Source organism: Variovorax paradoxus (assembly GCF_009498455.1).
GTDB classification, from domain to species: Bacteria; Pseudomonadota; Gammaproteobacteria; order Burkholderiales; family Burkholderiaceae_C; genus Variovorax; species Variovorax paradoxus_H.
Genome location: NZ_CP045644.1, coordinates 270,555 through 296,879, shown reverse-complemented (window position 1 = coordinate 296,879; position 26,325 = coordinate 270,555). Strand labels below are relative to the sequence as shown.

The 26,325-nt window shown below is 67.3% G+C and carries 23 protein-coding genes; 19 read left to right on the top strand and 4 right to left on the bottom strand.

Annotated elements, in window-relative coordinates; all coding sequences use genetic code 11:
- Nucleotides 1-135: 135 nt before the first annotated feature.
- The 7 genes from GFK26_RS01315 (at nucleotide 136) to ygiD (ending at nucleotide 8,196) form a co-directional block, all read left to right on the top strand.
- Complete coding sequence (locus GFK26_RS01315; RefSeq protein WP_056573001.1) at nucleotides 136-1,116, top strand: ABC transporter permease; 981 nt, start codon at nucleotides 136-138, stop codon at nucleotides 1,114-1,116.
- A gap of 1 nt (nucleotide 1,117) precedes the next feature.
- On the top strand, nucleotides 1,118-2,401 hold the full coding sequence (locus GFK26_RS01310; RefSeq protein WP_153280508.1) for a M20 aminoacylase family protein: 1,284 nt from the start codon (nucleotides 1,118-1,120) through the stop codon (nucleotides 2,399-2,401).
- Nucleotides 2,402-2,435: 34 nt separating this feature from the next.
- Complete coding sequence (locus tag GFK26_RS01305; protein ID WP_101491059.1) at nucleotides 2,436-4,016, top strand: ABC transporter substrate-binding protein; 1,581 nt, start codon at nucleotides 2,436-2,438, stop codon at nucleotides 4,014-4,016.
- A 116-nt stretch (nucleotides 4,017-4,132) separates the two neighbouring features.
- The gene (locus GFK26_RS01300; RefSeq protein WP_153280507.1) at nucleotides 4,133-5,044 is read left to right on the top strand and encodes an ABC transporter permease; all 912 of its coding nucleotides are present in this window, start codon (nucleotides 4,133-4,135) and stop codon (nucleotides 5,042-5,044) included.
- 20 nt (nucleotides 5,045-5,064) lie between these two features.
- Nucleotides 5,065-6,135 carry an ABC transporter ATP-binding protein gene (locus GFK26_RS01295; RefSeq protein WP_153280506.1) on the top strand — a complete coding sequence of 357 codons (1,071 nt, stop codon included), beginning with the start codon at nucleotides 5,065-5,067 and terminating at the stop codon, nucleotides 6,133-6,135.
- Complete coding sequence (locus GFK26_RS01290) at nucleotides 6,132-7,172, top strand: ABC transporter ATP-binding protein (RefSeq protein ID WP_153280505.1); 1,041 nt, start codon at nucleotides 6,132-6,134, stop codon at nucleotides 7,170-7,172. The genes GFK26_RS01295 and GFK26_RS01290 overlap by 4 nt, the downstream gene beginning before the upstream one ends.
- Before the next feature lie 103 nt (nucleotides 7,173-7,275).
- Entirely contained in the window at nucleotides 7,276-8,196 is a 921-nt protein-coding gene (ygiD, locus tag GFK26_RS01285) for a 4,5-DOPA dioxygenase extradiol (RefSeq protein WP_153280504.1), read from the top strand.
- Between the two features lie 27 nt (nucleotides 8,197-8,223).
- On the opposite strand, the gene zwf is transcribed toward ygiD, so the two are convergent.
- Nucleotides 8,224-9,696 carry a glucose-6-phosphate dehydrogenase gene (gene zwf / locus GFK26_RS01280; RefSeq protein WP_153280503.1) on the bottom strand — a complete coding sequence of 491 codons (1,473 nt, stop codon included), beginning with the start codon at nucleotides 9,694-9,696 and terminating at the stop codon, nucleotides 8,224-8,226.
- Nucleotides 9,697-9,840: 144 nt separating this feature from the next.
- Between zwf and GFK26_RS01275 the strand changes: the two genes are divergently transcribed.
- The 4 genes from GFK26_RS01275 to GFK26_RS01260 are packed head-to-tail and all read left to right on the top strand — an operon-like array spanning nucleotide 9,841 to nucleotide 14,837.
- A complete protein-coding gene (locus tag GFK26_RS01275) occupies nucleotides 9,841-10,851 on the top strand; it encodes an ABC transporter substrate-binding protein (protein ID WP_153280502.1) in 1,011 nt (336 codons plus the stop codon).
- Nucleotides 10,852-13,125, top strand: coding sequence for an ABC transporter permease (locus GFK26_RS01270; RefSeq protein WP_153280501.1), 2,274 nt, complete (start codon nucleotides 10,852-10,854; stop codon nucleotides 13,123-13,125).
- Entirely contained in the window at nucleotides 13,122-14,162 is a 1,041-nt protein-coding gene (locus tag GFK26_RS01265; RefSeq protein ID WP_153280500.1) for an ABC transporter ATP-binding protein, read from the top strand. Before GFK26_RS01270 ends, GFK26_RS01265 begins: the two co-directional genes overlap by 4 nt.
- Nucleotides 14,163-14,174: 12 nt before the next feature.
- Nucleotides 14,175-14,837: an HAD family hydrolase gene (locus tag GFK26_RS01260; RefSeq protein WP_153280499.1), complete on the top strand. Its 663-nt coding sequence runs from the start codon at nucleotides 14,175-14,177 to the stop codon at nucleotides 14,835-14,837.
- On the opposite strand, the gene GFK26_RS01255 is transcribed toward GFK26_RS01260, so the two are convergent.
- Nucleotides 14,783-15,451 (bottom strand): lipocalin family protein, encoded by a 669-nt coding sequence (locus tag GFK26_RS01255; protein ID WP_153280498.1) that lies wholly within the window; start codon nucleotides 15,449-15,451, stop codon nucleotides 14,783-14,785. The two genes, GFK26_RS01260 and GFK26_RS01255, sit on opposite strands and share 55 nt — an antisense overlap.
- A 243-nt stretch (nucleotides 15,452-15,694) precedes the next feature.
- Between GFK26_RS01255 and tal the strand changes: the two genes are divergently transcribed.
- The 3 genes from tal (at nucleotide 15,695) to GFK26_RS01240 (ending at nucleotide 18,713) form a co-directional block, all read left to right on the top strand.
- Nucleotides 15,695-16,651 carry a transaldolase gene (gene tal / locus GFK26_RS01250; protein ID WP_153280497.1) on the top strand — a complete coding sequence of 319 codons (957 nt, stop codon included), beginning with the start codon at nucleotides 15,695-15,697 and terminating at the stop codon, nucleotides 16,649-16,651.
- A 2-nt stretch (nucleotides 16,652-16,653) separates the two neighbouring features.
- Nucleotides 16,654-18,207 (top strand): glucose-6-phosphate isomerase, encoded by a 1,554-nt coding sequence (pgi, locus tag GFK26_RS01245; RefSeq protein ID WP_153280496.1) that lies wholly within the window; start codon nucleotides 16,654-16,656, stop codon nucleotides 18,205-18,207.
- 173 nt (nucleotides 18,208-18,380) lie between these two features.
- Nucleotides 18,381-18,713 carry a DUF805 domain-containing protein gene (locus GFK26_RS01240; protein WP_062472662.1) on the top strand — a complete coding sequence of 111 codons (333 nt, stop codon included), beginning with the start codon at nucleotides 18,381-18,383 and terminating at the stop codon, nucleotides 18,711-18,713.
- 53 nt (nucleotides 18,714-18,766) lie between these two features.
- On the opposite strand, the gene GFK26_RS01235 is transcribed toward GFK26_RS01240, so the two are convergent.
- Both GFK26_RS01235 and GFK26_RS01230 read right to left on the bottom strand, forming a co-directional pair.
- Complete coding sequence (locus GFK26_RS01235; RefSeq protein ID WP_153280495.1) at nucleotides 18,767-19,828, bottom strand: 4-hydroxythreonine-4-phosphate dehydrogenase PdxA; 1,062 nt, start codon at nucleotides 19,826-19,828, stop codon at nucleotides 18,767-18,769.
- 40 nt (nucleotides 19,829-19,868) lie between these two features.
- The gene (locus GFK26_RS01230) at nucleotides 19,869-20,849 is read right to left on the bottom strand and encodes a Bug family tripartite tricarboxylate transporter substrate binding protein (protein ID WP_153280494.1); all 981 of its coding nucleotides are present in this window, start codon (nucleotides 20,847-20,849) and stop codon (nucleotides 19,869-19,871) included.
- A gap of 93 nt (nucleotides 20,850-20,942) precedes the next feature.
- On the opposite strand from GFK26_RS01230, the gene GFK26_RS01225 reads away from it, so the two are divergent.
- The 5 genes from GFK26_RS01225 (at nucleotide 20,943) to GFK26_RS01205 (ending at nucleotide 26,274) form a co-directional block, all read left to right on the top strand.
- Entirely contained in the window at nucleotides 20,943-21,884 is a 942-nt protein-coding gene (locus GFK26_RS01225) for a LysR family transcriptional regulator (RefSeq protein ID WP_194274003.1), read from the top strand.
- Between the two features lie 182 nt (nucleotides 21,885-22,066).
- The gene (locus tag GFK26_RS01220) at nucleotides 22,067-23,377 is read left to right on the top strand and encodes an ABC transporter substrate-binding protein (protein WP_153280493.1); all 1,311 of its coding nucleotides are present in this window, start codon (nucleotides 22,067-22,069) and stop codon (nucleotides 23,375-23,377) included.
- 145 nt (nucleotides 23,378-23,522) lie between these two features.
- On the top strand, nucleotides 23,523-24,380 hold the full coding sequence (locus GFK26_RS01215; protein WP_099795241.1) for a carbohydrate ABC transporter permease: 858 nt from the start codon (nucleotides 23,523-23,525) through the stop codon (nucleotides 24,378-24,380).
- A 13-nt stretch (nucleotides 24,381-24,393) separates the two neighbouring features.
- Nucleotides 24,394-25,218: a carbohydrate ABC transporter permease gene (locus GFK26_RS01210; RefSeq protein WP_013539656.1), complete on the top strand. Its 825-nt coding sequence runs from the start codon at nucleotides 24,394-24,396 to the stop codon at nucleotides 25,216-25,218.
- A gap of 18 nt (nucleotides 25,219-25,236) precedes the next feature.
- Nucleotides 25,237-26,274: an ABC transporter ATP-binding protein gene (locus GFK26_RS01205; protein ID WP_153280492.1), complete on the top strand. Its 1,038-nt coding sequence runs from the start codon at nucleotides 25,237-25,239 to the stop codon at nucleotides 26,272-26,274.
- The last annotated feature ends 51 nt before the right edge of the window (nucleotides 26,275-26,325 follow it).

Here is a 26,325-nt window from a genome sequence, read left to right as displayed (position 1 = left end):
TTTTTTCATTGGTGCGCCGTCATCGCGAGGCCGGGCAGTGTTGGCAAAGAGCACCATCTGTGTGCACCCCGGGGGAACCCCCGTGCGGGCACGCTGCTTGCACTGCTAGCATGCCGCGATCACTATTGTTGTTGAATGACTGCCTTTGTACTGCGCCGCCTGATCCAGGCCGTGATCGTGATGATCGCGGTCGCGTTCATCGCCTTCCTCCTCTTTCAATATGTCGGCGACCCGGTCGTGTTCCTGCTGGGACAAGACGCCAAGCCCGACCAGATCCGTGAAATGCGCGCCGCATTGGGGCTCGACCGACCCTTCTTCGTGCAGTTCTGGCATTTCCTCGTCAATGCCGCACAAGGCGAGTTCGGCCTGAGCCTGCGCCAGGGCGCCAAGGTGTCGCGCCTGATCGGCGAGCGCTTCCCGGCCACGCTCGAACTCGCACTGGTGGCCGCGGCCCTGGCGCTGTTCGTCGGCATTCCGATGGGCGTGTACACCGCTCTGCGCCGTGGCACCTTCATGAGCCAGGTGTTCATGACTGTGTCGCTGCTCGGCGTGTCGCTGCCCACCTTCCTGATCGGCATCCTGCTGATTCTCGTCTTCGCTGTGACGCTGGGCTGGTTCCCGAGCTTCGGGCGCGGCGATACGGTGCAGTTCGGCTGGTGGACCAGTGGGCTCTTCAAGGCCGACGGCTGGCACCACATCATCCTGCCGGCGGTGACGCTGGCGATCTTCCAGCTCACGCTGATCATGCGGCTGGTGCGCGCCGAGATGCTCGAGGTGCTGCGCACCGACTACATCAAGTTCGCGCGCGCACGGGGCCTGTCGAACCGCGCGATCCATTTCGGCCACGCGCTCAAGAACACGCTGGTGCCGGTCATGACCATCACGGGTCTGCAACTCGGCGGGCTGATCGCTTTCGCGATCATCACGGAGTCGGTGTTCCAGTGGCCCGGCATGGGCCTGCTCTTCATCCAGGCCGTGACCTTCGCGGACATCCCCGTGATGGCCGCCTACCTGTGCCTGATCGCGCTGATCTTCGTGGTGATCAACCTCGTGGTCGACCTGTTGTACTTCGTGGTCGATCCTCGGCTGCGCGTGGGCAAGGCGGGAGGCCATTGAGGTGAGTGCCGCCGCAACAGCAACGGCCGCTGCAGCGCCGCGCCTGCAGGCCTCCGGCCGGGCCTTCGCGCACATCGCCAGCTTCTACCCCGAGATCACGGCCTTCCGCCGCGACCTGCACGCCCACCCCGAGCTCGGCTTCGAGGAGGTCTACACCGCCGGTCGCGTGCGCGAAGCGCTGCGCGCGTGCGGCGTGGACGAGATCCACGAGGGCATCGGCAAGACCGGCGTCGTCGGCGTCATCCGCGGCAAGTCGACGGCCAGCGGTCGCATGATCGGCCTGCGTGCCGACATGGACGCGCTGCCCATGCGCGAGGACAACGACTTCGGCTGGCGCTCCGCCAACGACGGCCTGATGCACGGCTGCGGCCACGACGGCCACACCGCCATGCTCGTCGGCGCCGCGCGCTACCTGGCCGAGACGCGCGACTTCGACGGTACCGCGGTGCTGATCTTCCAGCCCGGCGAAGAAGGCTTTGCCGGCGCGCGCGTGATGATCGAAGACGGCCTGTTCGATCGCTTTCCGGTGAACGCCGTCTATGCGATGCACAACTGGCCCGCGATGCCGGCCGGCACCGTGGGCATCAACCGCGGCGCGATGATGGCCGCGGCCGATCGCGTGACGATCGAGGTCAAGGGCAAGGGTGGCCATGGTGCTCATGCGTACCAGACCATCGACCCCGTCGTGGTGGCCGCGCACATCATCACCGCGGCGCAGACCATCGTGTCGCGCAGCGTGCGTCCCATCGACGCGGCCGTCGTCAGCATCTGCGCCGTGCAGGCCGGCGATCTCGGCGCCATGAGCGTGATCCCGGGCGAGGCCACGCTGGTCGGCACCGTGCGCACCTTCAGCGCGCGCGTGCAGGCGCAGGTCGAGCAGCGCCTGAGCGAGCTGTGCACGGCCATTGCCGCCGGCTTTGGTGCGACCGCGACGATCAAGTACGAGCGCATCTACCCGGCCACGATCAACACCGCGCCCGAAGCGATGTTCGCGGCCGACGTGGCCGAGTCGCTGGTCGGCGCGAAGAACGTCGACCGCAACCTGGAGCCCAGCATGGGCGCCGAAGATTTCTCTTTCATGCTGCAGAAGAAGGCCGGTGCTTATCTGCGCATCGGCCAGGACGCCCGCAGCGGCGCCTTCCTGCACAACAGCCGCTACGACTTCAACGACGAGATCCTGCCGCTCGGCGCCGCATTGCATGCGGGGCTGATCGAGCGGGGCATGCCGCTTGCCGCCACCCGCGGTACGCAGCCAGAGCAAGCAGCCGCCACCGCGGCTTCTTGATGTGTTTTTTGATCCCAACCCGAGGAGTGTTCCCATGAGTTTCAAGAAGAAGGCGGCCGCGGTCGCTGTCCTGTGCGCTCTGAGCGCCGTCAGCATGGTCGCCAGCGCGCAGACCATCCGCATCGCGAACCAGGGCGACGCCCTGTCGCTCGACCCGCACTCGCTCAACGAGTCGCTGCAACTGAGCGTCACCGCCAACGTCTATGAAACTCTCGTGGGCCGCAACAAGGACCTGAGCCTGGCACCGCTGCTGGCCACGAGCTGGAAGCAGACCTCGCCGAACGTGTGGCGCTTCGAGCTGCGCAAGGGCGTCGTGTTCCATGACGGCACGCCGTTCAGCGCCGACGACGTGGTGTTCAGCTTCGCGCGTGCGCAGGGCGACGGCTCCGACATGAAGGCCACGCTCAGCGAGATCAAGGCCGTGCGCAAGGTCGGCGACCTCGCCGTCGAAATCGAAACCAACGGCCCGTTCCCGATCCTGCCCGACGTGATCTCGCTCACCATGATCATGAGCAAGAAGTGGTGCGAGGAAAACCAGGCCACCAAGCCCGTCGACCGCCGCAAGGGCATCGAGAACACCGCCTCGTTCAAGGCCAACGGCACCGGCCCGTTCCGCGTGCGCGAGCGCCAGCCCAACGTGCGCACCGTGTTCACGCGCAACGGCACCTACTGGGGCAAGATCGACGGCAACGCGCAGGAGATCGTGTTCACGCCCATCGCCAACCCCGCGACCCGCGTGGCCGCGCTGGTCTCCGGCGAAGTCGACGTGATGGAACCCGTGCCCGTGCAGGACATCGCGCGCATCAACGCCGCGCCCAATGCACGCGTCATCACCGGCCCCGAGATGCGCACCATCTTCCTAGGCATGGACCAGAAGCGCGACGAGCTGCAGTACTCGAACGTGAAGGGCAAGAACCCGTTCAAGGACAAGCGCGTGCGACAGGCCTTCTACCAGGCCATCGACATTGCCGGCATTCAGCGCACCGTGATGCGCGGCGCCTCCAAGCCCACCGCGCTGCTTGTCGGCCCGGGCATCAACGGCTGGACCGCCGACCAGGACAAGCGCTTGCCCTTCGACGTGGATGCCGCCAAGAAGCTGCTGACCGAAGCCGGCTACCCGAATGGCTTTGAAGTCTCGATGAACTGCCCGAACGACCGCTACGTCAACGACGGCCAGATCTGCCAGAGCGTGGCCGCCAACCTCGCGAAGATCGGCGTGAAGATCAACCTCGTGGCCGAGACCAAGGGCACTTACTTCCCGAAGATCCTGCGCCGCGACACCAGCTTCTACATGCTGGGCTGGACCCCGACCACCTACGACTCGCACAACGCGCTGAGCTCGCTCACCTCGTGCCCCGACGACAAGGGCACGGGCCAGTTCAACCTGGGCGCCTACTGCAACCCCAAGCTCGACGAGCTGACCAAGAAGATCCAGTCCGAGTCGGACAAGGGCAAGCGCAACGAGATGATCAAGGAAGCCTTCAAGGTCCATTCCGACGACATCGGCCACCTGCCGCTGCATCAGCAGTCGCTGGCCTGGGGCGTGAGCAAGAAGGTCGAGCTGGTGCAGCTGGCCGACAACTTCATGTACTTCAAGTGGATGAGCATCAAGTAAGTCGACCCTGGGCCGCTGCCTGAGCGGCCCGACCATGGGCCCGCTTATTGCGGGCCCATTCTTTTTTGCTTCACGATGAAAAATAACCCCCACGCTCCCCTCGGCGCGGCCCGGCGATGAAAACAACCCTTGCCCGCTGGCTCGACAGCGATGTCGGCTACAGCTTCCGAACCTCGCCGGTGGCGATCGCCGCCGCCGTCATTGCGCTGGTGTGCGTCTTCTGTTCGGTGTTCGCCGGATGGGTGTCGCCGCACAATCCTTTTGACCTCGCCACCCTCGAACTCGGTGACGCCCGCCTGCCGCCGGCCTGGAGCGCCGAAGGCTCGTCCAAATACCTGCTCGGCACCGACGACCAGGGCCGCGACATTCTGTCGGCCGTGATCTACGGCGCGCGCATCTCGCTGATCGTCGGCGTGGTGTCGGTGGTGCTGTCCGTCGTCGTCGGCGTGGTGCTCGGCCTGCTGGCCGGTTTCTTCGGCGGCTGGCTCGACTCCTTCCTCATGCGCGTGTGCGACGTGATGCTGTCGTTCCCGCCCATCCTGGTCGCGCTGCTCATCGCCGGCGTCGGCCGTGCGCTCTTTCCGAGCGCGCACGAATCGCTGGCCTTCGGCGTGCTGATCATTTCGATCTCGCTCACGGGCTGGGTGCAGTACGCACGTACCGTGCGCGGCTCCACGCTGGTGGAGCGCAACAAGGAGTACGTGCAGGCCGCGCGCGTCACCGGCGTGGCGCCGCTGCGCATCATGCTGCGCCACGTGCTGCCCAACGTGATGGGGCCGGTGATGGTGCTGGCCACCATCCAGGTCGCGACCGCGATCATCACGGAGGCGACGCTGTCGTTCCTGGGTGTCGGCGTGCCGCCAACCTCGCCCTCGCTGGGCACGCTCATCAGCATCGGCAACCAGTACCTGTTCTCGGGCGAATGGTGGATCACGGTGTTCCCAGGCCTGATGCTGGTGCTCATTGCACTCAGCGTGAACCTGCTCGGCGACTGGCTGCGCGACGCGCTCAATCCGCGCTTGCGCTGAACAGAAAAGGACAACGCCCCATGACGCTGCTCCAGGTCAAAGACCTCGTCGTCGAATTTCCGCACCGCCGCGGCACGCTGCGTGCGATCGACCGTATTTCCTTCGACATCGCGCCCGGAGAAATCCTCGGCGTGGTGGGCGAATCGGGTGCGGGCAAGTCGCTCACGGGCGCGGCCATCATCGGCCTGCTCGAACCGCCGGGCCGCGTGGCCAGCGGCGAGATCCTGCTCGAAGGCCAGCGCATCGACAACCTCGGCTTCGATGCGATGCGGCCCATCCGCGGCCGCAAGATCGGCGCGATCTTTCAAGACCCGCTGACCTCGCTGAACCCGCTGTACACGGTGGGCCGCCAGCTCATCGAGACCATCCGCACGCACCTGCCGGTGACTGAATCGGAAGCGCGCAAGCGTGCCATCGGCCTGCTGCAGGACACCGGCATTCCCGCCGCCGAACAGCGCATCGACCACTTTCCGCACCAGTTCTCGGGCGGCATGCGCCAGCGCGTGGTGATTGCGCTCGCGCTCGCGGCCGAGCCCAAGCTCATCGTGGCCGACGAGCCGACCACCGCGCTCGACGTGTCGATCCAGGCGCAGATCATCCAGCTGCTCAAGCAGGTCTGCAAAGACCGTGGCGCGGCCGTGATGCTCATCACGCACGACATGGGCGTGATCGCCGAGACCTGCGATCGCGTGGCCGTGATGTACGCGGGCCGCATCGCCGAGATCGGCCCGGTGCATGAGGTGATCCACCAGCCCGCGCACCCCTACACCTCGGGCCTGATGGCGTCGATTCCCGACATGACGATCGATCGCGAACGGCTCAACCAGATCGACGGCGCCATGCCGCGGCTCAATGCCATTCCGACCGGCTGTGCCTACAACCCGCGCTGCCCGCGCACCTTTGCGCGCTGCCTGACCGAACGGCCCGAGCTGATGCATGCGGGCGCCACGCGCGCCGCCTGCTGGCTGCACGACGCCGCCGACCCGCATGCGGGACAGGCCGAGATCGCCGCGCAGCACCACGACGCCCTGGCGTCCGGCGAGCGCGCTACGCCCGAAGCGGCCGAACCCCTCGCGGAGGTGACCCGATGAGCGCCGTGACCGAACCCCGCAAGGACGCTGCGGCCACAAAGACCGGCGAGCCGCTCGTGGTCGCGCACGACCTCGCGCGCACCTTCGACGTCTCGCCGCCCTGGCTCAACCGCGTGCTGGAACGCAAGCCGCGCGTGCTGCTGCATGCGGTGGACGGCGTGAGCTTTTCCATCGAGCGCGGCAAGACGCTCGCGCTGGTCGGCGAATCGGGTTGCGGCAAGAGCACCGTGGCGCGCCTGCTGGTGGGGCTGTATGCGCCCACGCGCGGCGGCCTGCAGTTCGACGGGCAGGACGCGCACGCCGCGTTCAAGACGCCCGAAGGCCGGCAGCTGCGCCGTCGCATCCAGATGATCTTTCAGGACCCCTACGCGAGCCTCAACCCGCGCTGGATCGTCGAGGACATCATCGGCGAGCCGCTGCGCGAGCACGGCATCCTGAGCGACAAGGACGCGCTGCGCCAGCGCGTGGGCGAGCTGCTGCAGTCGGTCGGCCTCTCGCCGCTGGACATGAGCAAGTACCCGCACCAGTTCTCGGGCGGCCAGCGCCAGCGCATTTCGATTGCGCGGGCGCTCGCCACGCAGCCCGAGTTCCTGGTGTGCGACGAGCCCACCTCGGCGCTCGACGTGAGCGTGCAGGCGCAGGTGCTCAACATCATGAAAGACCTGCAGCGCGAGCAGGGCCTGACGTACCTCTTCATTTCGCACAACCTCGCCGTGGTGCGTCACGTGGCCGACCAGGTTGGCGTGATGTACCTGGGCCGGCTGGTCGAGGTGGCGGACAAGCAGAAGCTCTTCGCCGAGCCGCAGCATCCGTACACGCGCATGCTGCTCGACGCGATCCCGCAGATGAAGCACACCGGCCGTGCGCGCACGCCGGTGCAGGGCGAAGTGCCGAACCCGCTGAACCCGCCGACCGGCTGCGCCTTTCATCCGCGCTGCCCGCATGCCAATGCGCGCTGCTCGTCGGAGCGGCCGTCGCTGATGAGCCTGAAGGGCGTGCAGGTCGCCTGCCACGCGGTGGAGGAAGGGCGGATCTGAAGGTACGTCACCGAAGCGGAAGGAGATCGGCCGAAGTGTGCGTAAAGGCACTGCGGCGCCGCGAGAGATCAGGCAGAGTCCGGCGCTTGTCCCGAACGAAACCATGACACCTCCGACGATCCCTTCCTCTTGGGCGACCCGCCTGCTCGGCCGCCGCGGCTTTCTCATGGGCTCGGCGCTGGGCGCGACCGCCGCGCTGGCGTCGATGACCGAGATCGCGCACGCGGCCGGCGCAGCACCCGCGCGCCGCATGCCCGTGATTTTCATCGGCCATGGCTCGCCGATGAATGCGCTCGCGGACAACGCCTTCACGCGCCGCCTCGCCGCCTGGGGCCGTGAGCTGCCGCGTCCGACGGCGATCCTCAGCGTGTCGGCGCACTGGCTCAGCCAGGGCGCAACCGGCGTCACGGTGCAGACGCGGCCCAAGACGATCCACGATTTCGGCGGTTTTCCGCAGGCGCTGTTCGACATCGAATACCCCGCGTCGGGTCAGCCCGCGCTCGCGCGCGAGGCGGTCGGCGCGGTCAAGCAGACGCCGGTCATCGCCACCGAGCAGTGGGGGCTGGACCACGGCACCTGGAGCGTGCTGAAGCACCTGTACCCGAAGGCCGACGTGCCGGTCTTCCAGCTCAGCATCGACTACGACAAGCCGGCGGCGTTCCATCATGCGGTGGGGCGTGACCTGGCGGCGTTGCGTGACCAAGGCGTGCTCGTGATGGGCAGCGGCAACGTCGTGCACAACCTGCGCGTGACCGACCGCGGCACGCCCGATGGCCCGAAGGCCAGTCGCCCGTGGGCGCAGTCTTTCGACGATGCGGTGAAAGCCGCGCTGGCCGGCCGGGACGACCGCGCGCTCATCGACTACCAGAAGCTCGAAGGGGCGTCGACCGCCGTGGCCACGCCGGACCACTACTTTCCCTTCCTGTATGCCCTGGGCGCTGCGGCGCCGGGCGAGCGTGCGAAGACCGTCTACGAAGGCTTCCAGTCGGGCACGCTCGGCATGCGCTGCCTTCAGTTCGGCTGAAGGAAGGCCGCGCAGCCTGCTGCTGCGTTACTGCTCTTCGCCCCAGGCGAAGCCGTCGCGCGCGATCATGGCGCTCGATGCGCTGGGGCCCCAGGTGCCGGCCGCATAGGGGCGCGGGCCGCCGTCGGATTCCCAACTGTCGATGAGCGGTTCGACCCAGCGCCAGGCTTCTTCCTGTTCGTCGCTGCGCACGAACAGGTTGAGGCGGCCGTCGATCACGTCGAGCAGCAGGCGTTCGTAGGCGCCCACGCGCTCGGCGCCGAAGCGTTTGTCGAAATCGAGGTCGAGCTGCACCGGCGCCAGCTGCGCGGCGCTGGCGTGGCCGTTGCCGCCGCGCTGGCGGTTGTCCTGGGCCTGCGCGAGCATGTGCAGCTCCAGGCCGTCCTTCGGCTGCAGGTTGATCACCAGCTTGTTGACGTTTCCCGCGGGCGCGCGGTAGATCGCGTGCGGCGTCGGGCGGAAGTTGACTTCGATGCGCGCGTCGCGCGAGGCCAGCCGCTTGCCGGTGCGGATGTAGAAGGGCACGCCGGCCCATCGCCAGTTGGCGATTTCGGTGCGCAGTGCCACGAAGGTCTCGGTGCGGCTGTCGGGGTTCACGCCCGGCTCGTCGCGGTAGCCCTGCACCCGCTCGCCGTAGGCCGTGCCGGCCGTGTACTGGCCGCGCACCGCGTGCAGGCCCAGGCTCTCTGGCGTCCAGGGCTTGAGGGCGCGCAGCACCTTGAGCTTTTCGTCGCGGATGGCGTCGGCGTGCGCGTTGATCGGCGGCTCCATGGCCACGGCGCACAGCAGCTGCAGCGCATGGTTCTGCACCATGTCGCGCAGCGCGCCGGTCTGGTCGTAGAAAGCGCCGCGCTTTTCCACACCGAGGTCTTCGGCCATGGTGATCTGGATGTTGGCGATGTGCTCGCGGCGCCAGATGGGTTCGAACAGCGCGTTGCCGAAGCGCATCGCGAACAGGTTCTGCACCGAGGGCTTGCCCAGGTAGTGGTCGATGCGAAAGACCTGTTTCTCCTCGAGCACCTTGCCCACCGCGGCGTTGATGGCGCGGTTGGAGGCCAGGTCGTGGCCCAGCGGCTTCTCGAGCACGACGCGGGTGCGCGGGCCGTTGAGCCCGGCGGCGGCGATCTGCTCGACCACCTGCGTGAAGAGCGCGGGCGCCGTGGCTACGTACATCACGACCGTTTTTGCGTCGCGCTGCTGGAGCAGCTCGGCCAGGCTGGCGTAGTCGGCGGGCTTGGACAGGTCCATGCGCAGGTAGTGCAGCATGGACGCGAACTTCTTGAACTCCTCGGGGGAGGGGCGCTTGGCGCCTTCGACGGCGCTGAAGCGCGACTGGATCAGTTCGCGGTACTGGTCGTCCGACAGGTCGTCGCGTGCCACGCCGACGATGCGCCCGTCCTGCGGCAGGCTGCCGTGCCTGAAGGCCTGGAACAAAGCGGGCATCAGTTTGCGCCACGCAAGGTCGCCAGTACCGCCGAACAGAACGAGATCGAAGCTCATGAGAAAACTTTCCTTTTGTCTGGATGCCGAGCAGGCAATGTGCCAGTCGCGATGGTACTTGTACCGATTCGGCACACCTGTACTAAAGCTACGCTGCCCCAAGGCCGCAAGGCCTTTTTTTATGTCCGAGGCAGGGGAATACCAATGAAGAAGCTTTTCACGGCAGCCGCGCTGCTGGGTCTGTCGGCCGTCGCGTCGGCGCAAACCGTCAACGTCATCTGCTCGGTGCAGGCCGAGTGGTGCAACGTGATCTCCACCGTCTACGCCCGCACCACGGGCGTGCGCATCAACATGGCGCTCAAGGGCTCGGGCGAGGCGCTGGCCCAGCTCATCGCCGAGAAGGACAACCCCAAGACCGACGTCTGGTTCGGCGGCACGGGCGACCCGCACCTGCAGGCGGCCGAGCAGGGGCTCACGCTCGAATACAAGTCGCCCACGCTGTCGCAGCTGCACCCCTGGGCGCAGCAGCAGGCCAAGCAATCGGGCTACAAGACCGTGGGCATCTACTCGGGCCCGCTGGGCTTCGGCTACAACCCCGAGCTGCTCGCCAAGAAGAAGCTGCCCGTGCCCAAGACCTGGACCGACCTGCTCAAGCCCGAGTACAAGGGAGACATCCAGGTGGCCAACCCGGCATCGAGCGGCACGGCCTACACCATGATCGCCACGCTGGTGCAGCTCATGGGCGAGGACAAGGCCTTCGACTACCTCAAGGCGCTGCACAAGAACGTCGGCCAGTACACCCGCTCGGGCACCGGCCCGATCAAGGCGGTGGCGCGTGGCGAAACGGCCGTGTCGATCAGCTTCGTGCACGACGGCCCGGGCGAGAAGATGCAGGGCTTCCCGGTCGAGACCATCACGCCCAGCGACGGCACCGGCGCCGAGATCGGCTCCATGAGCATCATCAAGGGCGCGCGCAACCTCGACGCCGCCAAGAAGTTCTACGAATGGGCGCTCACGCCCGCCGCGCAGGAACTCGGCGCCGCCAACAAGCAGTTCCAGCTGCCGAGCAACGCGACCGCCAAGCTCGACCCGCGCATTCCTGACTTCAAGAAGATCAAGTTCATCAACTACGACTACGCCAAGTACGGCGCCAGCGCCGAGCGTCGCCGCCTCATCGCGCGCTGGGAAAAAGACGTCAATTCGCTGCCGCGCTAAGTGGAAGCGCGTTCCAACGAAGGCGCGCCGGTCAACCCGGCGTCTCTCGCGGCCGCCCGGCGCGCACGGCGCTGGATCTGGGCCTGGGTCGTGCTGGGCTTCGCGGCCTACCTCGTGCTGCCCTGGTATGCGATCCAGGATGCCACCTGGTACGAAGCCGTTCCGCAGGTGTTCGGCAGTGCAGAGGGCGCCAATGGGCTGATGCAAGCGGCCACGCAGGGCCGCAGTTGGCTCTTCATCGGGCTGGCCGGTTTGCTGCTGTGCGCCGTCGGTGCGGCCTTGCCGGCCGGCAAGGCGCAGGGGCGCTGGCTGCTGGCGGGCGGCGCGATTGGCGCCATCGGGCTGGCGGTGGCGGGCTTCACCATCGGCGCGCGCGGCTGGAGCGTTGCGGCACTCAATACGCAGTTCGGCGAGCTGGCCGTCAACCAATTCGGCATCGGCGCGGGCGGCTTCGTGGCGCTGACGGCGCTTGTGATGCTCGCTGCCTTCGGCATCGCGCGGCTCGGCCTGTTCAAGGGTGACCTCTTCGTCTCTGCCGCGGTCGTCGGCTGCGGCGTGCTGATGGCGCTGTTCATCGCCTACCCGGTGAGCAAGGCGCTGTCGGGCGCGTTCTTCAACGAAGACGGGCAGTGGTCGATCACGGCCTTCATCGCACGCGTGTTCACCGAGCGCATCTGGGGCCTGGGCTGCCTTGCGGGCGGGGTGCGCTGCGGCGTCGCGTGGAACACGCTGGTGCTGGCGCTGCTCACTGCGGCCGGCACCACCTTCCTCGGCACGCTGATGGCGCTGATGGCCGAGCGCGGCAGCCAGCGCGGGCAGGGTGCGCTGCGGGTGCTGGCGCTGTTGCCGATCATCACGCCGCCGTTCGTCGTCGGGCTCGGCCTGATCCTGTTGTTCGGCCGCGCGGGCATCGTCAACCAGGTGCTCGAAAGCGTGTTCGGCATCGAACCCACGCGCTGGTTCTACGGCATGCCGGGCGTGCTGGTGGCGCAGCTGTTCGCCTTCACGCCCATCGCCTTCATGATCATGCGCGGTGTGGTGCAGGGCATCGCGCCCAGCCTCGAAGAGGCCGCGCAGATGCTGCGCGCCGACCGGCGCCGCGCCTTTTTCACCGTCACGCTGCCGTTGCTCAAGCCCGGACTGGCCAACGCCTTCCTGGTCGGCTTCATCGAGAGCATTGCCGACTTCGGCAACCCGGTGGTGGTGGGTGGCCAGTTCTCGGTGCTGTCGACCGACATCTTCTTTGCCATCGTCGGCGCGCAGTACGACCAGGGCCGCGCAGCCTCGCTGGCCTGGGTGCTCACGCTGTTCGCGCTCGGCGTGTTCGCGCTGCAGCGCGGGGTGCTCGGCAAGCAGAACTACACGACCGTGAGCGGCAAGGGCGACGCGGGCATTGCGATGCCGCTGCCCGACGGCGTGCGCCGCACCATCCAGTGCATCGCGCTGCCGTGGATCGCCTTCACCGCCGTGGTCTACCTGTTCGCCTTCGCGGGCGGCTTCGTGCAGACCTGGGGGCGTGACTACAGCTTCACGCTCAACCACTTCAAGAGCGCCTTCGCGCTGGAGTGGGGCCAGTTCGGGCTGGTGTGGGCCGGCACCGCGTGGAACTCGCTGATCACCACGCTCAAGCTCGCGGGCATCTCGGCGCCGATCACCGCCGCGCTGGGTTTGCTGATTGCATGGCTGCTGGCACGCAACGAGTTCAAGGGTCAGGGCATCTTCGAGTTCGGCGCGCTGCTGGCTTTTGCGATTCCGGGCACGGTGCTCGGCGTGAGTTACATCCTGGCCTTCAACGTGCCGCCGCTGGAGCTCACGGGCACCGGCTTGATCATCGTGCTGTGCTTCATGTTCCGGAACCTGCCGGTGGGCGTGCGGGCCGGCACGGCGGCCTTCAAGCAGCTCGACCGCTCGCTCGACGAAGCCTCGCTGATGCTGCGCGCCTCGACCTCGCAGACGCTCTTCAAGGTGGTGCTGCCGCTGCTCAAGCCCGCGCTGGTGGCCGCGCTGGTCTACAGCTTCGTGCGCGCCATGACGACGGTGAGCGCGGTGATCTTCCTGGTCACGGCCGAGAACGAACTGGCCACCACCTACATCATCGGCCGCGTCGGCAATGGCGACTACGGCATCGCGCTCGCGTACTGCACGGTGCTCATGATCCTGATGTCGCTGGCGATCGCGCTGGTGCAGTTCGTGGTCGGGGAGCGCAAGCTGGGGCGGCGCGGCACTGCGCCGCCGCATCAGGGACATCACAAAATGGAAAGCCTCTCCGTATGAACGGCATCGAATTCCGCAACGTCACCAAGCGCTACGGCGCGGACAAGAACGGGCCGATGGCCGTCAAGGGCATCAGCTTCGAGGTGCCCGTGGGCACGCTCACCACCATCCTCGGTCCCTCGGGCTGCGGCAAGACGACCACGCTGCGCATGATCGCGGGGCTCGAGTCGCCGACCTCGGGGTCGATCTTCATGGGCGGGCGCGACGTCACCACGCTCGGCCCGGGCGAGCGCAACGTGAGCATGATGTTCCAGAGCTACGCGCTGTTCCCGCACATGAACGTGATCGAGAACGTGGGCTACGGCCTGCGCATGAGCGGCGTGAGGAAGGACGAGGCCACGGTGCGGGCGCGCGAGGCGCTCAGGGGCGTTGGCCTCGTCGGTTTCGACGAGCGCCTGCCCAGCGAGCTGTCGGGCGGCCAGCAGCAGCGCGTGGCCCTGGCGCGCGCGCTGGTGCTCGAGCCCGCGGTGCTGCTGTTCGACGAGCCGCTGTCCAACCTCGACGCCCGGCTGCGGCGCGAGATGCGCGAGGAAATCCGATCGCTGCAGCAGCGCCTGAAGCTCACCGTGGCCTACGTGACGCACGACCAGAGCGAGGCGCTGGCCGTGAGCGACCAGATCATCGTGATGGACCACGGCGTGATCGCCCAGCGCGGCACGCCCGAGCAGCTCTACGGCCGCCCCGAGAGCGAATTCGTCGCCGGCTTCATGGGCGAGGCGATGGTGTTTCCGGCCGTGGCGCAGGCCGACGGCAGCGTCACGCTCGGCCCGCTGCGGCTGCAGCCGCGCTACGCGGTGGCGCCCGGCACGGTGAAGGTGGCGGTGCGGCCCGAGGCCTGGGACATCGGCGCGCTCGACGGCCTGCCCGCCACGTTGCGCAAGGCGGCCTACCTCGGCAGCTACTACGAATACGGCTTCGACACGCCGCTGGGGCCGGTCTTCGTGGTCTCGACCGACCTGTCGCACCCGCTGGCGGCCGGCACGCAGACCACCTTGTCGCTTGGAACCCATGGCGTGAGCGTGGTGCCCGGCGCATGAAACAATGGCGCCATGAACGTGGTTTTCGATCTTGGCGCCGTGCTGTTCGCCTGGGAGCCGACACGGCTGGTCCAGGCCCATCTTGCCCCTCACGCCCCCACTGAAGCCGCTGCCGCGGCCTTGGGCCGGGCCCTTTTCCATCACGACGACTGGACCGGTTTCGACTGCGGCACCCGCACGCTGGACGATGCGATCGCCCGCATGTCGGCCCGCCTGGCGCTGCCGGCCGCGTCGCTGCACGCCATGCTCGACGGGCTGGGCGAGCGGCTGGAGCCGATCGACGTCACGCTGGAGATGCTCGAGCAGCTCATCGCCCACCGCGACGCCGGCCAGCCGCTGCGGCTGTACTACCTGTCGAACATGCCCGCGCCGTTCGCCCGCGCTCTGGAGCGCCGGCATGCATTCATGCGGCGTTTCGACGGCGGCGTGTTCTCGGGCGACGTGAAGTTTCTCAAGCCCGAGCGCGAGATCTACGAGGTGCTGGCCATGCGCCACGGCCTCGATCCCGAGCAGACCGTGTTCATCGACGACTCGGCCGCCAATGTCGAGATGGCCCGCGCCTTCGGCTGGCACGCCATCCATTGCACCGCGCCGGCCATGCTGCCGTCGCAGCTGCAGCGCTACCTGCCGGTGAGCACCACCTTGTCGGTGTCGAAGCCCAGGCTGCGGGCGTAGTCCAGCTCGGCCTGCAGGGCGTCGTCTTCGAGGCGCGGCGCACGCGAGAGCACCCAAAGGTACTCACGGTCGGGCGTGCCGACCAGCGCCACCTGGTAGTCGCGGTCGAGCTTCAATATCCAGTAGTCGCCCCACACCATCGGCAGCCAGCTCAGCCACGCAGGGGCAAAGCGCACCTGCAGCCGTCCCGCGCCGGGTTGGCCGGCCACGGGCACCACGCGCGCACTGCCGATGGCCTCGTCGAAGTTGCCGTCGGCGCGCACGCAGCGGTTGCGCACCTGCACGGTGCCGTCGGGCTGCGGCGTGTATTCGGCGCTCACCGGGCCGGCGCACTGTTTCTGGAACCGGTTGGGCAGGCGTGCCTGTTCGTGCCAGAGGCCGGCATAGCGGTGCAGGTCCACCGGCGCCACGACCTGCAGCGGCGCGCGCATCAGCGGGGCACCGTCGGCGGGGCCGGCCGGCTGGGCATGGGCCGTGCGCGCGGCGCCCAGCGCGTACCAGGTGGCCACCCCTCCCACGACGAAGGCCGTGGCCATGACGCCGATGGCCTTGCTGGTGCGGCGGTCGTCGAAGGGGCGGCCGGCGGGCGCGGGGCGTGGATGGCGAGAGGTCATGGGGGCTCCTGAGGGGAAAGTCGTCGGGCAGAGTTGCCGCGTCTGCTTCAGGGTAGCCGCCGGACGGGGGCCGTCGCCGTCAGCCACGGACCACAGCCCCTGTAGGGCAGCACGGCTGACAACCCTTCGCGCCGCAGGCCGATGGAGCTTCGCGAAAACCCGTGCTACGGTTCGCATGAAAACATCGCCCGATGCGCAACTGCGTGCAGGACTTGTCACACCCCTCCCCGGATAATTGATTTCATGAACCAACTCGATGCCCTCCGCCAGTGGACCACCGTCGTTGCCGACACCGGCGACTTCAAGCAGCTCAGCATTTCCAAGCCGCAGGACGCGACCACCAACCCGTCGCTGATCCTCAAGGCCGTGCAGAAGGCCGAATACCGGCCGCTGCTCGACGAGACCGTGAAAGCGCACACCGGCAAGCCGCTCGACGAAGTCATCGACCGCCTGCTGGTGCGCTTCGGCACCGAAATCCTCTCCATCATCCCGGGCCGCGTCTCGACCGAAGTCGACGCCCGCCTCTCGTTCGACACCGTGGCCACCGTGGCCCGCGGCGAGCGCATCGTGGCGCTGTACAAGGCCGAAGGCATCGACACCGAGAAGCGCCTGCTGATCAAGGTTGCCTCCACCTGGGAGGGCATCGAGGCCGCGCGCCTGCTCGAGCAGAAGGGCATTCGCACCAACCTCACGCTGCTGTTCTCGTTCGCGCAGGCCGTGGCCTGCGGCGCGGCCGGCGTGCAGCTCATCTCGCCCTTCGTGGGCCGCATCTACGACTGGTACAAGAAGTCGGCCGGTGCCAAGTGGGACGAAGCGGCCAACGCCGGCGCGAACGACCCGGGCGTGCAGTCGGTGCGCGAAATCTTCAACTACTACAAGCAGCAGGGCATCAAGACCGAGGTCATGGGCGCGAGCTTCCGCAATGTCGGCCAGATCCAGGCGCTGGCGGGTTGCGACCTGCTGACCATCAGCCCCGAGCTGCTGGCCGAGCTGGCCGCGAGCAACGAGCCGCTCGCGCACGCGCTCGATGCCAAGGCTGCCGCGAGCGGCACCGCCGAGAAGCTGAGCTACGACGAGGCCGGCTTCCGCTTCGCGCTCAACGAAGACGCCATGGCCACAGAGAAGCTCGCCGAGGGCATCCGCGCCTTCGCGGCCGACGCCGTGAAGCTCGAAAAGCTCATGCAGGAAAGCGGCAAGTAAACATGACCATGACCCTGCGCTGTGACCGCGCGCCGGCCTGGGCGCAACTGCAGTCCAGCTTCGACACGGCCGGTCGCCAGTTCGATCTTCGCCATGCCTTCGTGGACGACGCCGGGCGCTTCGAGCGCTTCAGCCAGGAGGCGCCCCACGTCTTTGCCGACCTGTCGAAGAACCTGATCGACGCGCGCACCGAGGCGCTGCTGTTCGCGCTGGCGCGCGAGTGCGGCCTCGAGGCCCACCGCGACGCGCTGTTCTCGGGCGCGCACATCAACAACACCGAAGACCGCGCCGTGCTGCACACGCTGCTGCGCGCGCCGGCCGATGCGGCCACCGGCCGTCAGACGGCCCACGAGCTGCGCGAGGTGCACGCCACGCTCGATGCGATGCTGGCCTATGCCGAGAAGGTGCGCGGCGACCACACGATCACCGACGTGGTCAACATCGGCATCGGCGGCTCCGACCTCGGCCCCCAGATGGCCGTGCTGGCGCTCGCGGAGTTCGTGGCGCCCGGCAAGCGCTTTCACTTCGTGTCGAACGTCGACGGCCACGAACTGGCGGGCGTGCTGAAGGGCCTTGCGCCCGAGCACACGCTGTTCCTGGTGGCCTCGAAGACCTTCACCACGGCCGAGACGATGACCAACGCGCTCTCGGCCAAGCGCTGGTACGAGCAGTCGGGCGGCACCGACATCGCCGGCCACTTCGCCGCGCTCACGACGAATGTCGAGGCCGCGAACAAGTTTGGCATCGCCACCACCTTCGGCTTCTGGGGCTGGGTGGGCGGCCGCTATTCGCTGTGGTCGGCCATCGGCCTGCCGATTGCGCTTGCCATCGGCGCCGACGGTTTTCGCCGGCTGCTGGCGGGCGCGCATGCGATGGACGAGCACTTCCGCACCGCGCCGCTCGAGCAGAACCTGCCGGTGCGCCTGGGCCTGCTCGACGTCTGGTACCGCAACTTCCACCGCTTCACGAGCCGCAGCATCGCGCCGTACCACAGCGCCTTGAAGCGCGTGCCGGCCTACCTGCAGCAGCTCGAGATGGAAAGCAACGGCAAGCAGGTCGATGCGAGCGGCGCGCCGCTGGACTTCGGCACCTCGCCCGTGCTCTGGGGCGAGCCCGGTACCAACGGGCAGCACGCGTACTTCCAGATGCTGCACCAGGGCACCGACGTGATCCCGCTCGAGTTCATGGCGGTGCGCGACGCCTCGCACGACTTGGATGGCCACCATCCCAAGCTGCTCGCCAACGCGCTCGCGCAGGCGCAGGCGCTGATGGTCGGCAAGCTCGACGAAGGCGGCCACAAGAACTTTCCGGGCAACCGGCCGAGCACCTTCTTCGTGTTCGAGAAGCTCACGCCCGAAGCACTCGGCGCCTTCCTCGCGATGTACGAACACCGCGTGTTCACCAGCGGCGCGCTGTGGGGCATCAACAGCTTCGACCAGTGGGGCGTGGAGCTCGGCAAGGTGCTGGCGCGCGACATCGAGCCCCGCCTGGCCTCGGGCGATGTCACGGGGCTCGACGCCTCGACGGCCGGCCTGCTGAAGCGGCTGAGCGCCTGACGGCACACCTCATTGCAAGCCCTGCAAGCCTCTGTCCAACGCGCTATTTCATAGGCCGTTAGGCCATTGGTTTGCAGTGTGCTGGCCGGTTTGGCCGAGTTTGTCGTTGCACAGTGCGCCGATATGATGGCCCCGGGGAAATTTCCCTGGGATTCATCAAGAGGAGCGAGTCAATGGACTTTCAAACAGCGGTCAAGACGTGCATTGCGAAGTACACCGATTTCACCGGTCGTGCGTCGCGTTCGGAATTCTGGTGGTTTTTTCTGGCCCAGTTCGGGGTGCTCGTCGTGACGGGCTTGATCCATGAATACGTGTATTTCATCGCAGCGCTGGCTTTGCTTCTGCCCGCACTCGCGGTGGGCGTGCGCCGCCTGCACGACATCGGCAAGAGCGGCTGGTTCTTGCTGCTGTCGATCATCCCGCTGATCAATCTCGTGCTGATCTACTTCTTCGTTCAGCCGTCGCAGCCGGAGTCCAACGCTTACGGCGAACCGCCGAGCGCCTGAACGTTCTGCCAAGGGCCGCATATGCGGCCCTTTTCTTTTGCGGCGCCAGCAGCTCAGACGACTGCTGTTTCGGCGGGTGCTGGAACAGGCACGCCGCTCGCCATGCGCACGCACAGGTCGAAGGCCTGCTGCAGCCCTTCGATCTGTGCCATGCCCTTGCCGGCAATGTCGAAGGCGCTGCCGCTGGCCGATGTGGCGACCGGCACCGGCAGCCCGCCGTGCAGGGTCACGCCCTGTTCAAAACCCATGAGCTTCATCGCGATCTGCCCTTGGTCGTGGTACATCGACACCACCGCATCGACATCGCCGCGCCGCGCGCCGATGAACACGGTGTCGGGCGAGAACGGGCCGCGCGCGTCGTAGCCTTCGGCGCGCAGCTGTTCGATGGCGGGCGCGATGATCTCGATCTCTTCCATGCCGATCGAGCCGCCGTCGCCCGCGTGCGGGTTGAGCCCGGTCACCGCGATGCGCGGCTGCGCCACGCCCGCGCGGCGCAGTGCCGATGCGATGATCTTCACGGCGTCGCTCACGCCTTCCCCCGTGATGTGCCGCGCCACGTCCTTGAGCGGAATGTGCGAGGTCACGCGCGAGGTCCACAGCGAGCCGGTGAGGTTGAACTCGCAGACGAAGCTGGTCACGGCGAAGCGCTCCTGCATGTAGCGCAGCTCGTCCTCGTGCGTCAGGCCTCCGAGCCGCAGCGAATGCTTGTTGAGGGGCGCGAAGAGGATCGCGTCGGCCTGGCCGCGCCGCACGGCGAGGGTCGCGTCTTCGAGTGCCTGGAACGAGGCGTGGCCCGAGCGCTCGTTCGACTCGCCGAGCACGGGCTCCTCGCCCGCCATCCAGTCGCGCGTGAAGAGGCTGAGCCGGCCGTCCTCGAAGCGCAGATCGTCCAGGGCATTCACTTGCAGCGGGGCCAGCTTCACGCCCGCCACGCGTTCGCCCGCGGCCAGCACAACCGGATCGGCGATGAGCAGCACGCGTGCGGCGTCGAGGTTGCGCTGACGCGCGAGCAGCTTCACGGCCATCTCGGGGCCGACGCCGCTGGGGTCGCCGAGCAGCACGGCGATGCGGGGTTTGGCGGAGGTCACGCGCGGGGTGGAAGAGGGGATGGGCATGGTGGGATGTCTGGGGAATAAGGAAGGGAAAAGGGCGGCCTCACTCGGCCTTGATGCGCGCGTCGCGCACGAGCCGGCCGTAGTGGTCGAACTCCTGCCTGTTCATGGCCGCGAAAGGCTCGCCGGTCAGCGTGCCGGGCTCGCCACCGAGCGCCTTGATGCGCGACTGCACGTCGGCCAGGCTCATCGTGCGCGTGAGTTCGGCGCTCAGCCGCTCGACCGCCGGGCGCGGCGTGCCGGCCGTCACGTACAGGCCGTACCAGGTCGACACGTCGGCGCCCTTGATGCCTTGCTCGGCGAGCGTGGGCACGTCGGGCAGCTCGGGCGAGCGCTGCGGCGCGCTCACGGCCAGTGCGCGGAACTTGCCGGCGCGGATCTGGCCCATGGCGGAGGAGGTGCTGTCGAACATCATCTCGACCTCGCCCGAGATGATGTCGATGTGCGCCTGCGAGCTGCCCTTGTAGGGCACGTGGATCGAGGTCATGCCCGTGGCCAGGTTGAAGGCCTCGCCGCCCACGTGCTGCGTGCTGCCGATGCCCGACGACGCGTACTTGAAGCCGCCCGGCTTGGCGGCCATGGCCGCGAGCAGCTCCTTCACCGATTTGTAGGGCGAGTTGGCCGACACCACCAGCACGTTGGGCATCACGGCCACGAGGCCGACGGGTTGCAGGTCTTTCAGCGGGTCGTACTTGAGCTTGAGGATGTGCGGCGCCACGGCCTGCGCCGTGTTGGTGGCCAGCAGCAGCGTGGCGCCGTCGGCCGGCGCGCGGGCTGTGAGTTCGCCGGCGATGGTGTTCGATGCGCCGGGGCGGTTCTCTACCGTCACGGGCTGCTTGAGCGCGGGCGAGAACTTGTCGGCCAGCACGCGCGCAAGGATATCGGTGCCGCCACCCGGTGAGGCGCCGACCAGGATGCGCAGCGGCTTGTCGGGGTAGGCCGGCTGTGCGCCTGCGCTCAGGCAAGTGGCCAGCGCCAGCAGCGCCGCCACACCGGCGTGGCGCGCCAGGGGAAAGAGGGTCATCGCGTCGTCTCCTGCTTGTTGTGGCCCCGAGCCTAAGGAGCTTCGGGCGCGCGATCCAATCGAAAAAGGCCGAAGCTCCATATACTTTTGTGCATGAACACAGGCCTCACCGATGCCTCCTTGATGCTCCACGTCCGGCCGCGCCAACTGCTGTTGCTGGCCCGGCTCGACGCGCATCGCCACCTCGGCCGCGCGGCCGAGGCCATGAACATCAGCCAGCCCGCGGCCACCAAGCTGCTGCAGCAGCTGGAGGAGTCGCTGGGTGAACAGCTCTTCGAGCGCTCGGCGCGCGGCATGGCGCCCACGCCCTACGGCGAGATCCTCATCCGCTACGCCCGCCGCGTGCTCAGCGACTTCGGCACCGCCCGCGAGGAAATGCTCGCGCTGCGCTCGGGCCTGAGCGGGGCGCTGCGCGTGGGCAGCGTGCCGGGCGCGGTGCCCGAGCTGCTCGCACCGGCGCTGGTCGCCTACCACCTGCGCCATCCGCAGGTGGCCGTGTCGGTGGTGGTCGAGACCAGCGACGTGATGCACGCGCAGCTGGAGCAGGGCGATGTCGACCTCGTGCTGGGCCGCCTCACCGACGGCCACGACGAGGCCAAGTACGCGAGCGTGCCGCTGCTGGGCGAGTCGCAGGTGGTCGTGGTGCGCGCGGCGCACCCGGTGTTCGAGCGCGCGGCCAGCGTCACGCTGGCCGAGATGGCGAGCTGGTCATGGGTGCTGCAGCCTCCCGGCTCGCCGCAGCGCGGGCGCTTCGAGGCCGCGATGCGCGAGGCGGGCATTCAGGCCCGGCTGGACATCATCGAAACGGCATCGCCCATCGCCATCACGGCCCTGCTCGAGAACTCCGACATGGCGGCCGTCATGCCAGCCTCGCAGGCCAACCACTATGGCCGGCTGGGCGTGCTGCGCACGGTGCCGGTCGAGCTGCCGGTGCGCGTGCCGCCGATCTGCCTGATCACCCGCGAGGACCGCGCGCTGTCGCCAGCCGCCGCGCAGTTCCGGCGCCAGCTGCTGGGCGGGGGCGGGCACGCCTGAGAACTTCAGACAGACAGTTTTCCATCCTGAATTGCGTTAACTAGGGATTTCACTAGCCAACTGGTGCATGAAAGTACTGGTGGCGACATTCGAAATACCAAAGCCGCAAGCGCGTTTCTCCAGAATCCGGGCACGGCGACCCGACAAGCACAAGAGGGCGTCGCTCACCTCTAGGAGACAACATGAAGCGGTTTCTGAAAGCGGGCCTCGCCCTCGCACTCATCGGCACGGGCCTCGTGTCCCACGCCGCCACCGAACTCGTGATCGCCACCGTCAACAACGGCCACATGATCGAGATGCAGAAGCTCACGCCCTTCTTCGAAAAGGCGAACCCCGACATCAAGCTCAAGTGGGTCACGCTCGAAGAAGGCACGCTGCGCCAGCGCGTGACCACCGACATCGCCACCAAGGGCGGCCAGTTCGACGTGATGACCATCGGCCTGTACGAAGCGCCGATCTGGTCGAAGAAGGGCTGGCTGCAGCCCATCGCCACCGATGCCGCCTACGACGCCGACGACCTGCTGCCCGCCATCCGCGCCGGCCTGTCGCACGAAGGCAAGCTCTACGCCGCACCGTTCTACGGCGAGAGCTCGATGCTCATGTACCGCAAGGACCTGGCCGACAAGGTCGGCTTCAAGATGCCCGAGCAGCCCACCTGGGCGCAGGTGAAGGAACTCGCCGGCAAGATCCATGACCCGAAGGGCGGCCTGTACGCGATGTGCCTGCGCGGCAAGCCGGGCTGGGGCGACAACATGGCCTTCCTGACCACGCTGGTCAACACCAACGGCGGCCAGTGGTTCGACATGCAGTGGAAGCCGCAGATCGACACCAAGCCCTGGAAGGACGCGATCGGCTTCTACGTCGACCTCATGAAGGCCTACGGCCCGCCGGGCGCCTCGGCCAACAGCTTCAACGAGAACCTCGCGCTCTTCAACGAAGGCAAGTGCGGCATGTGGGTCGACGCGACCATCGCCGCGTCGTTCATCAGCGATCCGAAGCAGTCGAAGGTGGCCGACAAGGTCGCGTTCGCACAAGCGCCCGTCGCCGTCACGCCCAAGGGCGCGAACTGGCTGTGGACCTGGAACCTCGCCATTCCCGCCAGCTCGACCAAGGGCGCCGCGGCACAGACCTTCGTGAAGTGGGCAACCTCCAAGGAGTACGTCAACCTCGTTGCCAAGGAGCATGGCTGGGGCACGGTGCCCACCGGCACGCGCAAGTCGACCTACGCAAACCCCGAGTTCCAGAAGGTCGCCAAGTTCGCCGCCGCCGAGAAGAAGGCCATCGACAGCGCCAACCTCAGCGACAGCACCTTGCCCAAGTCGCCGTACGTCGGCGTGCAGTACGCGGCCATTCCCGAGTTCCAGGCCATCGGCGTGGCGGTGGGCCAGCAGATGAGCGCGGCGCTGTCGGGCAAGGTCACGGTCGACCAGGCACTGAAGACCTCGCAGACGAGCGCAGAGCGCGAGATGAAGAAGGCCGGCTACTACAAGTAAGGCTTGGCTTTCTCCCTCCCCTTCCGGGGGAGGGTCGGGGTGGGGGCACGCGGCGCTTCAATCGCCGCAGCGCTCGATCAGGGAGCCCCCATCCCCGCCTTCCCCCAGAGGGGGAAGGAGCCAGAGACACAAGAAGGACCTTCTGATGAAACGCCTCCTGCCCCGCGCCCTCATGGCGCCCGCCGTGCTCACGCTCTTCCTCTGGATGATCGTGCCGCTGCTGATGACGTTGTACTTCTCGTTCGTGAACTACAACCTCATGCAGCCGGGCGAACGCACGTTCGCGGGCCTCGAGAACTTTCACTACTTCGTCACCGACCCCGACTTCTGGCCGGCCACGTGGAACACGCTGCTGCTCATCGGCAGCGTGATCGTCATCACGGTGGTGTTCGGCGTGCTGCTCGCGCTGCTGGTGAACGAGCCCTTCCCGGGCCGCGGCATCGTGCGCGTGCTGCTGATCTCGCCCTTCTTCGTCATGCCCGCAGTGAACGCGCTGCTGTGGAAGCACATGATGATGAACCCCATCTACGGTGTGCTCGCCGACCTGTGGCGCTTCTTCGGCGCGCAGCCGGTCGACTGGCTCACCGATGTGCCGCTGTTCTCCGTGATCATCATGGTGGCGTGGCAGTGGCTGCCGTTTGCCTGCCTGATCTTCATCACCTCGCTGCAGTCGCTCGACCGCGAGCAGATGGAAGCCGCGCGCATGGACGGCGCCAGTTCGTTCCAGCGCTTCTTCTATCTCACCATTCCACACCTCGGCCGCCCGATGGCCGTCGTGATCATGATCGAGATGATCTTCCTGCTCAGCGTGTTCGCCGAGATCGCCATCACCACCAATGGCGGCCCGGGCAACGAGAGCACGAACATGACCTACATGATCTTCAAGCAGTCGCTCATGAATTTCGATGTGGGCGTGGCCTCCGCCGGTGCGCTGTTCGCGGTGGTGCTGGCCAACATCGTCGCCGTGTTCCTCATCCGCATCATCGGCAAGAACCTCGACTGAAGAAGGAACGACCATGCAACCCAGCAACTTCCTTCCCCAGCTGCTGCGCACCGTCGGTGCGTGGGCCGTGGCGCTGCTTCTGTTCTTCCCGCTCGGCTGGCTGTTCCTCACGGCCTTCAAGACGGAGCTGCAGGCCATTCATGTGCCGCCGCTGTTCATCTTCGAGCCCACGCTCGACAACTTCGGCGAGGTGCAGCGCCGCAGCGACTACCTGCTGTACGCGCGCAACTCGCTCATTACCAGCCTGGGCTCGACCATCCTCGGCTTGCTGATCGCAGCGCCCGCCGCGTACTCGATGGCCTTCTTCCGCACGAAGAAGACGCGCGACATCCTCATGTGGATGCTCTCCACCAAGATGATGCCGGCCGTCGGTGCGCTGGTGCCGATCTACGTGCTCGCGCAGACCGCCGGCATGCTGGATTCGCTCACCGCGCTCACCATCGTGTTCACGCTGTCGAACCTGCCGATCATGGTGTGGATGCTCTACAGCGCCTACAAGGACATTCCGAACGAGATCCTCGAAGCCGCGCGCATGGACGGCGCGAGCCTGTGGACCGAGTTCCGCCACGTCGTGATGCCGCTGTCGGTCGGCGGGCTCGCATCGACCGGCCTGCTGTGCCTGGTGCTGAGCTGGAACGAGGCCTTCTGGGCGCTGAACCTCACGTCGGCAAAGGCCGGCACGCTGGCCACGCTCATCGCCTCGTATTCCAGCCCCGAGGGCCTGTTCTGGGCCAAATTGTCGGCCGCGTCGCTGATGGCCATCGCGCCCATCGTCGTGTTCGGCTGGTTCAGCCAGAAGCAACTGGTGCAAGGCCTGACCTTCGGCGCCGTCAAGTAAAGAAAAGGGAGACATCTCATGGCCTACCTCGAACTCAAGAACATCAAGAAGAGCTTTGGTGACGTCCACATCATCAAGGGCGTCGACCTCGAAATCCAGAAGGGCGAGTTCATCGTCTTCGTCGGGCCTTCGGGCTGCGGCAAGTCGACGCTGCTGCGGCTGATTGCGGGGCTCGAGCCCATCACCAGCGGCAACCTGATGCTCGACGGCAAGGACATCACCTGGGCGCCTTCGGGCAAGCGCGACCTCGCGATGGTGTTCCAGAGCTACGCGCTGTACCCGCACATGAGCGTGTACGACAACATGTCCTTCGCGCTCAAGCTCGCGGGCGTGCCCAAGAGCGAGATCAAGACCAAGGTCGAGTATGCGGCGAAGACGCTGAACCTCACGCAGTACCTCGACCGCACGCCGAAAGACCTGTCGGGCGGTCAGCGCCAGCGCGTGGCCATCGGCCGTGCGATCGTGCGTGCGCCGAAGGTGTTCCTGTTCGACGAGCCGCTGTCGAACCTCGACGCGGCGCTGCGCGGCAACACACGCGTCGAAATCCACAAGCTGCACCGCGCGCTCGGCGCGACCACGATCTACGTGACGCACGACCAGGTCGAAGCCATGACGCTGGCCGACCGCGTGGTGGTGCTGAAAGACGGGCTCATCGAACAAGTCGGCACGCCGCTCGAACTCTACGACCGCCCGGCCAACCAGTTCGTCGCGCAGTTCATCGGCATGCCGTCGATGAACATGGTGGCGGCGAGCGCGATCCCGAGCTTTTCCGCCGCGACCGGCGGGCGTTTGCCGAGCGACGGTTTCCTGGGCGTACGCCCCGAAGGCCTGCGCGTGCATCCGAAACAGAGCGCAGCCGCCGGCGTGCCGGGCCGCGTCGAGCTCATCGAGGCGCTGGGTGCCGACACGCTGATCCACGTGGATGTGGGCGGCGTGCCGCTCATCGCGCGCCAGAACGAACGCACGCCGCTGCAGGCCGGTGACGACGTGGCGGTCGAGCTCGATCCGTCCGTGCTGCACCTGTTCAGCCGCGAAGGCCGCGCAGTGGCCGCCTGACCCGACCCTCTTCATTTTTCCGGACCTTCCCCGTGACCCTCGCAGCAGCAG

Bases quoted from the DNA above. Each gene is read 5' to 3' on its own strand.
- GFK26_RS01315 (WP_056573001.1), top strand. From the start codon at position 136: ATGACTGCCTTTGTACTGCGCCGCCTGATCCAGGCCGTGATCGTGATG.
- GFK26_RS01305 (WP_101491059.1), top strand. From the start codon at position 2,436: ATGAGTTTCAAGAAGAAGGCGGCCGCGGTCGCTGTCCTGTGCGCTCTG.
- GFK26_RS01300 (WP_153280507.1), top strand. From the start codon at position 4,133: ATGAAAACAACCCTTGCCCGCTGGCTCGACAGCGATGTCGGCTACAGC.
- GFK26_RS01295 (WP_153280506.1), top strand. From the start codon at position 5,065: ATGACGCTGCTCCAGGTCAAAGACCTCGTCGTCGAATTTCCGCACCGC.
- GFK26_RS01290 (WP_153280505.1), top strand. From the start codon at position 6,132: ATGAGCGCCGTGACCGAACCCCGCAAGGACGCTGCGGCCACAAAGACC.
- ygiD (WP_153280504.1), top strand. From the start codon at position 7,276: ATGACACCTCCGACGATCCCTTCCTCTTGGGCGACCCGCCTGCTCGGC.
- zwf (WP_153280503.1), bottom strand. From the start codon at position 9,696: ATGAGCTTCGATCTCGTTCTGTTCGGCGGTACTGGCGACCTTGCGTGG.
- GFK26_RS01275 (WP_153280502.1), top strand. From the start codon at position 9,841: ATGAAGAAGCTTTTCACGGCAGCCGCGCTGCTGGGTCTGTCGGCCGTC.
- GFK26_RS01265 (WP_153280500.1), top strand. From the start codon at position 13,122: ATGAACGGCATCGAATTCCGCAACGTCACCAAGCGCTACGGCGCGGAC.
- GFK26_RS01260 (WP_153280499.1), top strand. From the start codon at position 14,175: ATGAACGTGGTTTTCGATCTTGGCGCCGTGCTGTTCGCCTGGGAGCCG.
- GFK26_RS01255 (WP_153280498.1), bottom strand. From the start codon at position 15,451: ATGACCTCTCGCCATCCACGCCCCGCGCCCGCCGGCCGCCCCTTCGAC.
- tal (WP_153280497.1), top strand. From the start codon at position 15,695: ATGAACCAACTCGATGCCCTCCGCCAGTGGACCACCGTCGTTGCCGAC.
- pgi (WP_153280496.1), top strand. From the start codon at position 16,654: ATGACCATGACCCTGCGCTGTGACCGCGCGCCGGCCTGGGCGCAACTG.
- GFK26_RS01240 (WP_062472662.1), top strand. From the start codon at position 18,381: ATGGACTTTCAAACAGCGGTCAAGACGTGCATTGCGAAGTACACCGAT.
- GFK26_RS01235 (WP_153280495.1), bottom strand. From the start codon at position 19,828: ATGCCCATCCCCTCTTCCACCCCGCGCGTGACCTCCGCCAAACCCCGC.
- GFK26_RS01230 (WP_153280494.1), bottom strand. From the start codon at position 20,849: ATGACCCTCTTTCCCCTGGCGCGCCACGCCGGTGTGGCGGCGCTGCTG.
- GFK26_RS01225 (WP_194274003.1), top strand. From the start codon at position 20,943: ATGAACACAGGCCTCACCGATGCCTCCTTGATGCTCCACGTCCGGCCG.
- GFK26_RS01220 (WP_153280493.1), top strand. From the start codon at position 22,067: ATGAAGCGGTTTCTGAAAGCGGGCCTCGCCCTCGCACTCATCGGCACG.
- GFK26_RS01215 (WP_099795241.1), top strand. From the start codon at position 23,523: ATGAAACGCCTCCTGCCCCGCGCCCTCATGGCGCCCGCCGTGCTCACG.
- GFK26_RS01210 (WP_013539656.1), top strand. From the start codon at position 24,394: ATGCAACCCAGCAACTTCCTTCCCCAGCTGCTGCGCACCGTCGGTGCG.
- GFK26_RS01205 (WP_153280492.1), top strand. From the start codon at position 25,237: ATGGCCTACCTCGAACTCAAGAACATCAAGAAGAGCTTTGGTGACGTC.